The sequence below is a fragment of the uncultured Tyzzerella sp. genome (assembly GCF_963558545.1).
GTDB lineage: Bacteria > Bacillota > Clostridia > Lachnospirales > CAG-274 > Tyzzerella.
In genome coordinates this window covers 1-14,675 of sequence record NZ_CAUWHO010000050.1, presented here as the reverse complement: position 1 = coordinate 14,675, position 14,675 = coordinate 1, and the positions used below count along the sequence as shown (strand labels likewise).

Sequence of the window (14,675 nt, the reverse complement as noted above, 5' to 3'; positions counted from 1 at the left end):
CTGTTTGAGAATTTTGCCCTAAAGCTAAATCAAAGTTAGGGGGTGGGGTAATTTCAGTAGAGCAGACCATTTAGATGCCACTACTTTATACTTTCCTTTCTTATTTTCTAATAAAAATATACCTATAAGTTTTAGCCTATAGGTATATTTTTATTTATAAATATTTTTCTATTTCTTCTCTTGAAACGTTGTAATCTTCTTTTACTATATTTATAAGTTCTTCTTTATCTACATATTTTTTTAAAGCTTTTATTTGATTAACCATTCCACGTTCCATTCCACGTTCCATTCCACGTTCCATTCCAATTTCAATACCTTCTTCTCTTCCAAGTTCCCTACCTTTTGAAATTCCAACTTCTATTCCATCTTGAAATGCTTCTTCTTTCCATATTTTTTCTGCTTTTTCTATTTTAAACTCTGTATATAACATATTTAACACCTCACTACTATTCATTTTTAGAAATTCTTTTAATATATTTTTTTCTATACACTCTTTTATCGTTTTTTCTATACTATACTTTATTAAGTTTTCTTTTTTTACTTTATCTTTATTATTTTTAATATTTTCTCTTACTAAATATATAAAATAACTATATTCATTTAATGTTTTTGATTTATTTATTATATTTACATTTTTATTGTAGTTTATATTTATTATATCTACTATTAATTCTAACTTTACATTTTCATTGTTATAAAATGCATCTGATAGTTTAAGTAGCTTTCTTTCTTCATAATTCCTTTCTCCATTATATAATACTATAAACTCTGGTGTTGGTATTTTTACCAACTTTTCTTTATATATGTTATTTTCATCTAATATTTTTTCATATTCTCTTGCTATATATAATAAAAATCTTAAAGGCATATTATTATTTATTGTACTTTGATGTTCTATTAATACTACTAATTTATTGTCTATTGTAAAACATAAATCATTGTTTCTTTCCATAAATAACACCTTTTCTAGTGTTATTATTTCTATTTCTGTTTTTTCTATATCATAATTTGTATCTTTTATAGCATTGTATAAATTTATTATTTCCTTTTTATTTGAAAATAATTTAATAAATACGCTATCTTTATATTTTTTATTTACTTTCATAATACACCTCCTCAATTTTTATTTATTTTAACTTAATTTATTATATCAAATCTTTTTTATTTTGTAAATATTTTAACTAGAGCTAACTTTATTAACTCTAGTTAATTTTATTATTTTTAAAATTTTACTCCTATCCTTTCTCCACTACTCATTTGCATTTCTATTTCATTGCTAGCTATTACTTTTATGTTTTCAATTAGTTTTCTTATTATTCCATCTTCAAATTTCTCCATATTTAATTCTTCTAATTCTATTCCTGCCTTATCTTCTATTTTTATTACAGACATTTTTTCACTTTTTAATGATTTTATTTTACTTGCTAGTTGTTCATATTCTTCTTCATTTTCTTCTACTGATATATTGTTTTCTAGCATATTCATCATTTCTTCTTCTAATTTTTGAATTTCTTCTTCTATTTCTTTAACATTTGGCTTGTCCATCTCCTTTTGTATATCTTTTTTTATTTCTTCTATTATATTTTTTTCTTCCATTAACTTATTTAGCCCTTTTAAAACTAAATTATGTACATCTTCTTCTCTTATTGTTTCTGATTCATTACAAATTATATCACTTTTTGTAAGTCTATTTTTACATCTCAATACGATTTTCTTTTCTCCCTTCTTACTCCAAGTTGTTCTTCTATATTTTTCGCCACATTTACTACATCTTAATATTTCACTTAATACATATTTACTATATTTACTTTTAGTTGTATCTTTATTTTTTAAGCTACTTCTTCTTGCCATTTCTTCCTGAACTTTATAAAATGTTCCTTTACTTATTATTCCTTTATGGTTATTTTCTACATAATAGCTATCTATTTCGCCATTATTTTTCTTTCTATTTTTATCCATATAATCTTTCGTATATGTTTTTTGTAATAATGCATCACCCATATATTTTTCATTAGTTAATATACCTTTTATTACGCTTTTATTCCAACTTTTATTTCCTCTTACTGTTTTTATTCCTTGTTCTTCTAAATATCTTGCTATTCCTCTTAAACTTTGACCTTCTAAATAAAGCCCATATATTTCTTTTACTATTTTGGCTTCTTCTTCTACTATTACTAGATTTCCATTTTTATCTTTAGTATAACCTAAAAAGTTATTATAATTTAACATTAACTCTCCATTTTCAAATTTATGTTTCATTGCCCATCTTATATTTGTACTTATACTTCTGCTTTCTTCTTGAGCTAAACTTGATAATATTGTTAATAATATTTCTCCTGAACTTTCTAGTGTATGTATATTTTCTTTTTCAAAATATACTCCTATATTTTGAGCTTTTAGCTCTCTTACACAACTTAATACATCTACTGTATTTCTTCCAAACCTACTTATTGATTTTGTTATTATTAAATCTATTTTTTTATCTTTACATAGCTCCATCATTTTATTAAATTCTTTCCTATTTTTTCTGCTTAACCCACTTATGCCTTCATCTGCGAATATTGAAACAAGGTTCCATTTTTCATTGTTATTTATATATTCTGTATAATATTCAACTTGTCCTTGATAGCTTGTTTGTTGTTCCTCATTTTCTGTACTTACTCTACAATAGGCTGCTACATTTAGTTTATTTTTACTTTCAACTTGACTTTTATTTTTTAATATTTCTCTTGTTTCACTTTTTGGTATTATTTTTACTTTTCTGTTAATCATACTTACTTCCTCCTATAACTTCATTTTATATTTTTCTTCATTTATAAACTCAAATTCTATACTTTTTTTATATATATTTATTCTATTAAGCAAATTTTCAAATAGATTTTCATTTATATTCTCATATAGTGGTTCTTTTAAGTTTTTAATAAAACTTTTAATTTTTTCAGTTTTTTCTTCATAATTAATTAAATTTATCATCTTATATTTTTCTCTAACTATATTTTTTTGAAATGCCAAATATCTTTCTAGCTCCATATATTTATTTTTTTCTATTTCTTCTAAAAATTCTTTTCTTATTTGCACACTTTCAAATGTTTCAAGTCCTTTTCTAATTTTACCCTCCTTAATTTCATATATCTTTAATTTATCATCTTTTAAAAGTTTTAACATATGTAAAATTTTTTGTTCTAGGTTATCTTGTGTTATATTTATTCCATCTCTTACTTTATTACTGCAATACCATTTTTTTGATTCTTTGTTCATTACAACTAATCCTAAATTTTTATTACATTTCCCACATTTTATATTTTTACTAAATATTGTATGTTCTTTTGTACCTACGCTATTTTTTGATGATGCTTTCATTTTATGCTCTTTTATATTTTTTTCTTCATCTATAACTTTTTGGACTTTATAAAAAGTTTCTTCATCTATAATTTTAGGATATATTTCATTCCCCATATATCTTTTTTCCTTTAGCATATTTTTTATTTTAGTCAATTTATAATTATCCGTTAAATCTTTTAAGATTTTAAAGTTATTGCAATTTTTAATTATTTCTTTATTACTATACCCTTGTTCTTTTAAATCAAAAATAGTCTTTATTTCCTCTAATAAAGACTTGTTTACAATAATTATTCCATTTTTTAGTTTATATCCTGTTAAAATCATTTTTATACCCCCTTATAAATTTTACATTTTTAACTTTATTTCTTTTAATTCTTCTTCTGTTACATTTTCATCTAACTCTAGTTTATTTTTTAAATTAAATGTTACATTTTTAGCATTATATACTGTTATATTTTCTACTATTTCATTAAATATATTTACATTAAAGTCTTTTACATAGTTTTCTTGATTATTTACTATATTTAAAAGTTTCTTACTTTCTAATATTTCGTTTTTAAAAGCTTTATTTGTCTTTTTTATATATTTTATTTCATCGTTTATTTTATCTATTTTATTTGTTATTTCATTATTTCTGCTTATAAAAATATCTGTTTCTATAAATCCTTTTTATTTTAGTTTTGCTAAATTATATTTTTGTTCTTCAAGATTTAATATTTCTTTTTCTAATTGTTTTATTTTTTCTTCTCTATTATCTATTACTTTATAATTTTCTAAACTTTTCAAATAAGGCTCTATTAACTCATTGCCATTTTTTATAAGTTTATTTATCATTTTTACAAACATATATTTTATAACATCATCTCTAATTGTTTCATTATTACAATTTATACATCTCCAATAAGTAATTTTATTTTTAGTCTTATAAGTTCTAATACTTTTTTGTCTATTTTTATTACAATTAGAACATATGACTTTACTTGTAAATTCAGAATAAGTTTTATTGCTTTTTCTATTTACTATTTTTTCTCTTAATCTTATTAAATTTTGTGCTTTTTCAAATATTTCTACACTTATTATTTCCTTATTTTTATCTTTAAAATAGTATTTAGGTAATTCTCCATTATTTCTTTTCTGTTTAAACTTATCATTATAATATTTTTGGTATACTATTTCTCCACAATATATTGGATTTTCAATTATATTTTTTATACTACCTACTTTTAAAATTTTACTATTATCCAAATCTTTTATTTTTTCTTGTATTTCTAGTTGGTTTTTACATTTTATAAATTCTTTAAATATTATTTTTACAACATTTGCTTCTATTTCATTTATAATTAAATTTCCATTTTCATCTTTTTTATAGCCATAAGGTGCTTTACTATTCTTCTTTTCACCTTTTTCAAACTTTTTTCTTACAGCCCATTTAATATTGTTTGATATAGATATTGCTTCTTCTTCTGCTATACTTGATAGTATAGTTAGCATTAATTCACTTTCTTCAGACATTGTATTTATTTTTTCTTTTTCAAAATATACATTTACATTTAATTCTTTAAGTTTTCTTATTACTTTTATACTATCTAATGTATTTCTTGCAAATCTACTTACTGATTTTGTTATTATCATATTTATTTCGCCATTTTCACAATCTTCTATCATTTTGTTAAATGAGGCTCTTTTTTCTTTACTTGTTCCACTTATTCCAAAATCCGAATATATTCCTACTAGTTCCCAATCTTTATTACTATTTATATACTTTTCATAATATTCTTTTTGATTTTTAAAGGAGTTAAGTTGTGTTTCTTCTTCTGTACTTACTCTACAATAGGCACATACTTTTAATTTTTCTTTTTCTATTTTCTTGTTAGCTGGTATTAGTGTTACCTTTTTCATAAACTTAACTCCTTTCTAATCATTAACTTAATAAAATTCCCACATTGTTGGTTTAAATTTAATTGCATATTTTTTTATTAATTTATCATATACACTATTTCCTATTTGATTTGTTTTTTTCAAATAATCTAGTGCTATTTTATAACTATAAAATTTTAATTCATTGTCCATATAAATCTTCCTTTCACTATATTTCTTCTTCTTTTAATAAACTTAATTTTTCATACATATTGTAAAAGCATATATATAATTTCCCATCATCTACTTTTATTTCTGTATTTTCTATGTTATAGTTATTTTCTGTCATCAATATCCATCTTAATTCTTCTAATAATTCGTTATATTGATATTTTGTTGGTTGTTTTATTGTAACTACAACTATTTCTAAATATAATTTTTTATTTTTTTCAACTATATTTAATTTAATACTTTTTACAAATTCTTTTATTAACTCATTATCTGTGTAAATTAATAGTCCTTTTTCTTTTTCTAATGGTAATTTTAAACTTTCTATTTTTTCTAATATTTCTTTCTTATATTTTAATAGCTCACCTCCAAATATATCTTTTACTTTTATGTTATCTGCATATATTAAAATTCCACTTATTTCACTATAAAATTTCATTTTAGCTCTCCTTTACACACATAAGCTTATTTTTATACATTCATTTACTTTTTCCATATCTTTGCAATCTAAATTGCCAATACAACTTCCTAATCTATTTTTATCTAATGTTCTTATTTGTTCTAACATTACTAATGAATTTAATAATATTTTATTTTTTATTATTATGTGTGTTGGTAATTTAGTCTTGTTTATTTTGCTTGTTATAGGTGCTACTATTGTTGTATTACTATATTTATTTCCTATGTCATTTTGTATAATTAATACTGGTCTAATTCCTTTTTCTTCACTACATTTTGCTCCATCTAAGTTAGCATAATATATTTCTCCTCGTTTTACACATATTTCATTTACATTAAACACCTCCTATTTTTTATAAAGGCTAGATTTTAAAATTTATATTATTTAGAAATCTAGCCTTTTATATCTATAACATTTTAACTTTTAATTTTTTATTAATTTTGTTACTTTAATTCGACCCTACTTCCCAAAGTAACTTACAATAACTATTTAATAGTTATGTAATGTACAATAACTAATACATAGTTATGTAATGTACAATAACTAATACATAGTTATGTACTAAAAGGCAAATGTTTAAACAACAGATGGTTTTGTCTGTTTCATATGTCCTTCGGCAGTACATCTAGGTGGTTCTTACCTAGCCGTTCCTATTGGGATAACCTGTAGCTAAACGGAAGTATCTTTAATAAATGCTATCTTCTTCGCAATATAACTTTAACCTTTTAAGTTATTTTTAAACAGATATTTTTTTCGCTCTTTGTTTTTTATAACAAGTCTTGGCGTATCTCTTTTGTTGCTCTTATAACATTGTTTTGTATTTAAACATTTGGTTATTCTATTTTCAATGTTCAATTTAGGCTTATTTAAAAATAGCCCCTTACTTCTTTAGGTAAACTTTTTTTAATTTTCCAAATAAAATTTTAAAACTTTTTTATTTTCAGCATTTTAAACAATATTTTATATTTTTTCTTTTAAAATTTTATATAATTTTTTTCAGTATTTTCTTCTTTAAATAATTTACATTTTGATTACTCATTTTCAATATTTTTGCTACTTCAATTTCATTAAGAAATTTAAAAAACAACAAATCAATTATAATTCTTTCTTTTTTATTAAGGGTTTCTATTGCTTTTTTTAGACTTTCTATTTCAATATTTTTCATAACTTCATCAAAAACAGATATTTCATTTGGATTTGATATTATTTCTTCTCCCAACATTTCTTCTGTATCTAATGAATTATAATAAAATAAACCTTTCTTTTGCTCCTTTCTATTTATGTACTTTTCATTGTTTTCTAATCTCATATATTCTTTATAAAATTCATCATTTACTTCTACAACTTTACCATTAATAACTATTTCTTTCTTTTTCATATCTCTTTCCTCCAATCTTTCAATTTAAAATTAAAATTTAAAAGGTTAGAGATATGAGGTGGTGACCTACACCTTATAATTATTGGATTTTTTAAAATAAATAAGGGATAACTAATTGCAAAACAATTAATTATCCCTATAAATTTAAAAATTTCACAAAAATTTATTATCCTGCATTTGATAATCACTTTCTTTCTTAAAATAACAAAATATTACCAACTGCCTTTTCTTTAAATATAACACTTTAACTCATTTATTACAATTAATATACATTTTTTACAATAAAAAAAGACAGGATATTTTTTATCCTGCCTTTAATATTACAATATCAATATTTTATTTTCTTCAAAATAGCTTTCTTTACTTACTTTTTTATTTTTTATATCATTTAATGTCATAGCTAAATATTTAAATATTTCTTCTTTTGTTAGTTTTTCTTTATTTATATTTTGTCTATTTTTTATATACTTCTCTATTAATTCTATATTTAATGGCTTTTCTTCATTTATACACATATAACAGAACACTATATCTTCCATATTTTCTAACTTACTTTCCATCCCTTCCTTTCCAAATCTTTTTGTTATATATGGACTTATAGCTTCTCTTTCTTTTCCAGACCACGTTGCATTTACATAGTTTATTGTATCAAACTCTGTTTCTATATCTTCAAAACTTTTATGTTTATCTCTTAAATCAAACCCTTCCATTAGTTTAAATCTACATATTTCTAGTTCATTTTCTCTTAATTCTAAATTTTCATCTAATTTATAGCTTAATTTATATTTATCATAATCTCTTATTCTTGTATCTTTTTCAAGTATTATTTTCAAGCTTTTATATTTATTCGTTTCACTATACTTTATTTTTGCTTCTTTTTCTGCTATATATATAAACTCTTCAAACTTAGCTATTCCTTTTGATATTTCTATATATTTATCTTCTATTACTTTTATTTCAAACCCTGTTATTATTCCTTTTGTATATTTTTCATATTTTACTTTTAAATATTCTATACTATAATCTCTTACCGAGTTTAAAAGTTCTTTTTTCAATATGCTATGTCTTTCAAAGTTTGGGTATAAATATTCCATTTCTTCACTCCTTTCTTTTATTCTTTATTTCAAACCATCAAAAAAGTTATTTATCCAACTTTCATTTTCATAGTTTATAAATTTTTCAAGCCCTATATATAAATTTTCCTTTTCTCTGTATATTGGTACTACTTTAAATCCTATATTTTCTGGCTCACTCCATACAAAAAATCTTACTTCATATTCAACTATATCATCTGTTAAACTTTGTTTTACTTTACCATTTGTTTCATTTAATATTTCACTTTTTTCTATATATTTAAAGTCTTGTTTTTTTAATGGTATTGTATAACTATATTTTTCATTATTTTCTACATCTTTTAAGTATAACTTTAATGTTAAATCTGTTATATTTCTTGATATGCTTCTTACTTCTCCATCTTTATCAAATGCTTTTATTAATTCTACTTCTGTATCTCTATGTGTATATCCTACTATTTGATATGGCAATGCTGGTACTTCTGTTTTTAGCTCCACCTTTGCTAATCCGTGCCTTTTATCATATAAATATTTTATACATCCATCTATACACGTCATTTTCAAATCAAAGTTATTACTTATATCTTTATCTGTTCTTTTAAACTGTATATACCTTCCAGGTATATACTCTTTTAAACTATCTCTAAATAATTCTATTTTTCAAGATTGTCCTGTTAATTTTATTATACTAAATTTATTTCCTACTGGCATATTTTCCATAAACTTACTTATTATATTATATACATCTGCTTTTAATATTACTTCTATTTCAAATATATTAAACATTATATTTGGTGTTTCCTTTATTATTTCAAGCCCTTTACTTGTATTTTCAGACAATCGCCATTTTTCTAACACTAAAAGTTCTGTATTTTCATCTACTTCTTCTTTTTCATTACAACTTACTAATACTTTTAATGTTCCTAATTTACTATAAAATAATTTTTTTAATTTTTCTGCTGTTGTATATAAATAGTAAAAATTATGTCTTACTTTGTAATATTCTTCTTTACTTAAACTTTCAAAGTTTTTAAATTTTGTAGGTAATACTTTTTCTGCTTTTTCATATTCTTTTTCTATTAACTCATAAAACTTTTTAACTCCATTATTATCTACATACCTAAATGTATCTAAATCAAAACTATTTAAAATATCTTTAAATTTCATACACACTTCACTATTTAAACTATTTACTATACATATTTTTAATATTTGCATTATTCTATATGTTAAGTTATTTCCTCCAAAGTCTGTATCTCCATTTTCATATGCTGTTGTTATATTTATATTGTATGATACTTTATTGTCTAAAATTTTAAATATACAACTACATACATCTGTTGTTCCTCCTCCACAGTCTATTATTAATGAGTTATATTCCTTATCATCTGAATATTTATTTTGTTTTATCATATCAGAAATAATACTATATAATACTGCCATACCTTCATCTATGCTTTCTTCTGGTGGTAGTATTTTTTCTTCAAACAATTCTTTAAATAGTTTATTAAACAAAAATTTTTGTTTTACTGGACTTGACATATGTATTTCTTCTATTTCTATTTTAAAATAGTTTGTAGCTTATTCTAATAAATAATCAAAATATGCCTTTATCATATCTTTTCTTTTTATAAAGGTACGCTTTCCTGTTTTATCATATATTTCTTCTTCTTTTTCATAGTCTGATATCCATCTTTTTATATCATAAAATATACAAAAGCTTTAATCTATATAACTTTCATTTGATAGATTTTCTGCTTCATATCCCAATAAGTAATCTACTCGTCCATCTTCTTTTATTTGATTTATTGCTATTACACTTGGAAATATGGGCATTTCCTTATAATTATTTTCTATATCATAAAATGTTACATAGTTTACATTGTTTTTGTTTAAACTACATTCTCTTTCTTCAAAATAGTTTTCATCTAAATATAGTCCTACTGTTGTATTTACTGTTCCAAAATCTATTGCTAATGGCATACTTACTTTTATTAACTTTCTTACTTCAAATGTAAGTAGTGGCATACTATAAAATTTTGTAACTATGTTTATTCCTATACTTCCATTATATACTTTAAATACCTTTTCAGATGTTTCTTTTTCCATAAAAAGTATTTTATAATCTTTTGTTTCACTTTCTATACACTCTATTTCTTTACTTTTAGTTAAATATAACTTATCTTTATCTTCTCCTTTTTGTTCTACATTAAATATTCCACATATTTTGTTATTACTTACTACTATTGCATTTGTATTTATAAAGGCTTCATTATATTTTAAGGTTATATTATCATAAAATTTTGTAGCTAAATTTTCATATACTATTATTTTAGAATTATAGTTTAATAAGTTATTTTCATAAAAAGTTTTTGTATTTTTTATTAACTTTTCAAGTCTTTCTTTACCATCTTTATTTTCACTTTTTATAAGTAGCCCCTCATATCCACCCCTATATCTTAAAATAATTCTTATTAATTCTTCTTTATCCATAGGGTTTATTATTCCACTTATTATTTGTTCTTTTCTACATATTTCTATTAACTTATATAATGTCATTAATTCTAAATCTTTTTATAGTATTTATTTAATTCTTTCTTTTCACTACTTGGATTAAATATATAACCTTTTCCCATTTCTTTCTACCTTTCTTTTAAATACTCTCTTACTTCTTCATCTGTTAAGTTGTAATCTTCTTTAATTGTTTTTATTATATCTTCTTCTTTTATGCCAAATTTTTTCAAAGCTTTTATTTCATATTTTATTCCTTGTTGTACTCCTTGTTTTATTCCTTGTTGTACTCCTTGTTCAATTAGTAATCTTTCTTTTGTCATCATAACATCATACCTCCTAACAAAGACTTCACTATTGGTTACTATTTTAAATCTTTCTACTAGTTTAATTATTTTCTCATTATTTTCATTATATTCTTTATTTTTAAATAAATTTATTAGTTCTTCTATACTTTTATTTTCTATATTTTTGGCTTTTAAATTTATTATTTTTTTATTACTTTTATCATTACATATTTTTTTATTTTCTATACAATAATTTACTATATTGTATTCTTCCAAACCATCTCCAAAAAAGTCAAAATCACATATAAATATTATATATGTTTCTCTTAATTTTCCATACTCTTTTTCTCCTTTCCTTAAAGTATATTTATCCAATACTGACTGATATACTCTAAATCTCTCTAATAAATCTTTTTGTAATACTACTTGTAATTCTACATCATAATATTTATCTTTATTATCTTTACATAACATCATATCTTATTGTTCTCTCTAACCCTAATCCTAATATTTCTTTTTCTGTATCTATGTATTCTAAATCTTCTATTTCCTTATTTATTAATATTTCTATTACTTCTTTTGCTACTTCTTTATCTTCCATAAATAGTTTAAACACTTTATCATCTAATAAAGAATACTTTGATTCTAGTTTTTTAATCATACTTTTTACCTACCCTAAAATAATGCTATTTCATCTATTTCCATTGTTTCGTCTACATCTATTATTCCAAAGTGATTTTCCCAAAATAAATGTACTTTAAAACTTACTGGTAAAAACATTCCTACTATAAATTTTATCTTTTTTATTTCTTCTTCTGTTTCTTTTCTTCCTATGTATATTAAATATTCATCTACATAGTCATTACTTGCATATACTATGGATTTTCTGTACAACCCCCTCATTATTTGCTTAAATAAAAATACTGAACTTCCACAATTATATAATCTTACGACATAACAAAATATTAAGTATATTTCTTCTTTTTTAAAACATTTTATTGCTTCTATGTTTTGTTCACTATAAAATTTATTTAATATTTCTTTTAATATAAATTTATAATAATATTCTTTTTTACTATATCCTTGTCTTAAATCTAGCTGTATCATATACTGCATAAATATATCAAAAAAATATTCTCTCATATCTTTATATTTTTCTAAATTTATATCAAATAGTTCCATAAAGACATTTTGAAATCTATATAGTGGATTTACTTCTACTACTTGTTCTTCTATTTCTCTTGCATTTATATTTTCAAATGCTACTTCCATATATGGACTTCCATATCTTGTTGGCTTATACTTTAAATTTTCTCTTTTTATATTACTTTTATCTGCTTTTATAGCTACTTCCCATACATAATTCATAACTTCTCCTAATATATTTCTTCTTTTATTATTTTTGGTACTTTATAATCTTCAGTAACTCCTATACATTTATAATCATTTTCCTCTAATTGTATTTGTGATATTACAAATCTTATTATTGAATCTGTAAAGTAACAATTTTTATCTAAAACTTTAAATTTAAATAGTAATATTTTTCTATCATCATATGCAAACACATTTTCTTTTTCAAATAAATTCATATCATTTTCATATATTTCAAATTTACTTATGTATTCACTTGATAATATTTCATACCCTGCATACTCAATATACTTTTCTATTGATAGTTCATTTATTCTTCTTATATAATCAAACTCTGTTTTTAATGTTATCCTATTATTAGTTAAATATCTTCTTGTAAAATTTTCTTTCTTTTTATTGTTTAACATATCATAGTCATAACCTATACTTTTTATTGGCTCTTTATTTACTATTTTATATGCTATCCAGTTTTCAAATGTTTCTACAGTAGACTTTACTATTATTTTATCTTCTTCTAATTTTAAAGAATATATATCATCATTTATTCCTAATAAATATCCATTTTCTAATCCATACTCTTTTAGTTCTATGTTATGTTCATAGTATTTTTCATCTAAAAATGGTTTCATAAACTCTGCACTATTTAAATTTATTTCTTCTACATTCCATATAGGTATTAAATTTTCATTTATATTTGTAAATGTATCTAACTTTAGTTTATTAAAGTTTACATCTACACTTTTTATAATACTTTTTTCTAAATTTATATTTATATCTTCTTCTATTTCTTCTAAATATATATCATATAATCTATCTACAAAAGCCATATTTACTGTTGTCCAAAGTATGTAGTTATAATTAAATAGTTCATATAAGTTTGATATTTTTTCAAAATATCTTTTAGCTCTTAATATTTTAAATTTACAGTTATATGTTTCATTTTCTATATATAACTTACCTTCAACAACTTTATTTTTAAACTCTTGCATATTTTTTTCGCTACCTTCAAAAAATACAGTTTTTATATATTTATTATTATTAAGTGCATCATCTAATGTAACTATATTTTCTTCTAAATCTTCTTTACACATAGGAAACAAAGTATCATTTGTATATGAAAAATCATCTTTTTTAGTTAATGTTATATTTATACCATATTTTTCATCTAATAGTTTAAATTCATCATATACACTTTGTTCTAACATTTCATATTTTTTCTCTGTAGACTCTATTATTTTTGAAAACACATCTTTTACATATTTGTCTGTAAATTTTCTTTCTTCTATATCTTTTATATCTTTAAGCCTTTTTTCCATATATTCTTCAAAATTAAAGTCATACTCTATTATACTTTTAAAGCTTGGGTGTTTTATATGTTTTTTATATTCTTCTTCCATATTTTTCTCCTTAAAATAATATTTTTAATTATTAATTGATAGCATAATTATATTTCACAAATTAAAAATTAGTACAATAATTTAAGTTTCTTATATATTTATTAGTCTTGATTTTAAAAATACTTATATTTATCTTTTAATAATGGTTTTATAAATTCATAATCTACTTTAAATTTCACATAATTAAATCCATCATTTAATATAAATACTAAATTCTTATTTTCGTCTAAATACCAAGTATATTCATCATTTTTTAATTTTTCTAATACCTCATCTAAACTTTCATAATGATAGTTATCTTTATCTTCTTCATTAATATATATCTTAAACGCATCTTTACAATTTTTATATTCAACCAATGCTTCTGTATTATAATCTGTAATACCATCTTCTATTTTATATTCTATAAATCTTTTATCTATTTCTATAAAATCCGATAAATTTATTTCCTTTCTTGTGTTAATATCTAATATAAAATTACCTACTTCTTTATAAGATGATACATCATAATTTCCATAAGAATCATTATTTTTTTCATTTATAACACCTGAACTATAAAAATCAATAGTATAATATATATTTATCAAATTTTCATCTATATAGCCTAATTCAAATATATTGTTACTATCTGAAGAGGCAATAGGATATATATTTACAATAAATTTTTCATTTTCTAAATTGTCTATCCAATATAATATATCTTTAAATTCTATATTTTTATTTTCATATAATTTATAAGAATTTTTTAATAGATTATATACCATTTTAAAT

At 21.7% G+C, this 14,675-nt stretch carries 17 protein-coding genes; all 17 read right to left on the bottom strand.

Features of this window, described 5'->3' with window-relative positions:
- Nucleotides 1-154 precede the first annotated feature (154 nt).
- The gene (locus R5Z65_RS08140) at nucleotides 155-1,105 is read right to left on the bottom strand and encodes an Rpn family recombination-promoting nuclease/putative transposase (protein WP_317368406.1); all 951 of its coding nucleotides are present in this window, start codon (nucleotides 1,103-1,105) and stop codon (nucleotides 155-157) included.
- Nucleotides 1,106-1,221: 116 nt separating this feature from the next.
- Nucleotides 1,222-2,772: a recombinase family protein gene (locus tag R5Z65_RS08135; RefSeq protein ID WP_317368404.1), complete on the bottom strand. Its 1,551-nt coding sequence runs from the start codon at nucleotides 2,770-2,772 to the stop codon at nucleotides 1,222-1,224.
- Nucleotides 2,773-2,784: 12 nt separating this feature from the next.
- On the bottom strand, nucleotides 2,785-3,666 hold the full coding sequence (locus tag R5Z65_RS08130; RefSeq protein WP_317368402.1) for a recombinase family protein: 882 nt from the start codon (nucleotides 3,664-3,666) through the stop codon (nucleotides 2,785-2,787).
- A 345-nt stretch (nucleotides 3,667-4,011) separates the two neighbouring features.
- Nucleotides 4,012-5,241, bottom strand: a complete 1,230-nt coding sequence (locus R5Z65_RS08125) for a recombinase family protein (RefSeq protein WP_317368401.1) — start codon at nucleotides 5,239-5,241, stop codon at nucleotides 4,012-4,014.
- A 27-nt stretch (nucleotides 5,242-5,268) separates the two neighbouring features.
- On the bottom strand, nucleotides 5,269-5,412 hold the full coding sequence (locus R5Z65_RS08120; RefSeq protein ID WP_317368399.1) for a hypothetical protein: 144 nt from the start codon (nucleotides 5,410-5,412) through the stop codon (nucleotides 5,269-5,271).
- A 16-nt stretch (nucleotides 5,413-5,428) separates the two neighbouring features.
- Nucleotides 5,429-5,866 carry a hypothetical protein gene (locus R5Z65_RS08115; protein ID WP_317368398.1) on the bottom strand — a complete coding sequence of 146 codons (438 nt, stop codon included), beginning with the start codon at nucleotides 5,864-5,866 and terminating at the stop codon, nucleotides 5,429-5,431.
- Nucleotides 5,867-5,878: 12 nt separating this feature from the next.
- Nucleotides 5,879-6,211, bottom strand: a complete 333-nt coding sequence (locus R5Z65_RS08110; protein WP_317368408.1) for a type II toxin-antitoxin system PemK/MazF family toxin — start codon at nucleotides 6,209-6,211, stop codon at nucleotides 5,879-5,881.
- 658 nt (nucleotides 6,212-6,869) lie between these two features.
- Nucleotides 6,870-7,265: a hypothetical protein gene (locus R5Z65_RS08105; protein ID WP_317368397.1), complete on the bottom strand. Its 396-nt coding sequence runs from the start codon at nucleotides 7,263-7,265 to the stop codon at nucleotides 6,870-6,872.
- Nucleotides 7,266-7,585: 320 nt separating this feature from the next.
- Nucleotides 7,586-8,359 (bottom strand): hypothetical protein, encoded by a 774-nt coding sequence (locus R5Z65_RS08100; protein WP_317368396.1) that lies wholly within the window; start codon nucleotides 8,357-8,359, stop codon nucleotides 7,586-7,588.
- A gap of 24 nt (nucleotides 8,360-8,383) precedes the next feature.
- A complete protein-coding gene (locus tag R5Z65_RS08095) occupies nucleotides 8,384-8,896 on the bottom strand; it encodes a hypothetical protein (protein ID WP_317368395.1) in 513 nt (170 codons plus the stop codon).
- Between the two features lie 102 nt (nucleotides 8,897-8,998).
- On the bottom strand, nucleotides 8,999-9,880 hold the full coding sequence (locus R5Z65_RS08090; RefSeq protein ID WP_317368394.1) for a hypothetical protein: 882 nt from the start codon (nucleotides 9,878-9,880) through the stop codon (nucleotides 8,999-9,001).
- 180 nt (nucleotides 9,881-10,060) lie between these two features.
- Complete coding sequence (locus R5Z65_RS08085) at nucleotides 10,061-10,897, bottom strand: hypothetical protein (protein WP_317368393.1); 837 nt, start codon at nucleotides 10,895-10,897, stop codon at nucleotides 10,061-10,063.
- Nucleotides 10,898-10,980: 83 nt separating this feature from the next.
- On the bottom strand, nucleotides 10,981-11,613 hold the full coding sequence (locus tag R5Z65_RS08080) for an Rpn family recombination-promoting nuclease/putative transposase (protein WP_317368392.1): 633 nt from the start codon (nucleotides 11,611-11,613) through the stop codon (nucleotides 10,981-10,983).
- Nucleotides 11,600-11,797, bottom strand: a complete 198-nt coding sequence (locus R5Z65_RS08075) for a hypothetical protein (RefSeq protein WP_317368391.1) — start codon at nucleotides 11,795-11,797, stop codon at nucleotides 11,600-11,602. Before R5Z65_RS08075 ends, R5Z65_RS08080 begins: the two co-directional genes overlap by 14 nt.
- A 14-nt stretch (nucleotides 11,798-11,811) precedes the next feature.
- On the bottom strand, nucleotides 11,812-12,504 hold the full coding sequence (locus tag R5Z65_RS08070; protein ID WP_317368390.1) for a hypothetical protein: 693 nt from the start codon (nucleotides 12,502-12,504) through the stop codon (nucleotides 11,812-11,814).
- Nucleotides 12,505-12,512: 8 nt separating this feature from the next.
- The gene (locus R5Z65_RS08065; protein ID WP_317368389.1) at nucleotides 12,513-13,904 is read right to left on the bottom strand and encodes a hypothetical protein; all 1,392 of its coding nucleotides are present in this window, start codon (nucleotides 13,902-13,904) and stop codon (nucleotides 12,513-12,515) included.
- A 113-nt stretch (nucleotides 13,905-14,017) separates the two neighbouring features.
- Nucleotides 14,018-14,675, bottom strand: a 658-nt coding sequence (locus tag R5Z65_RS08060; protein ID WP_317368388.1) for a hypothetical protein, incomplete at its 5' end; no start/stop codon positions are given.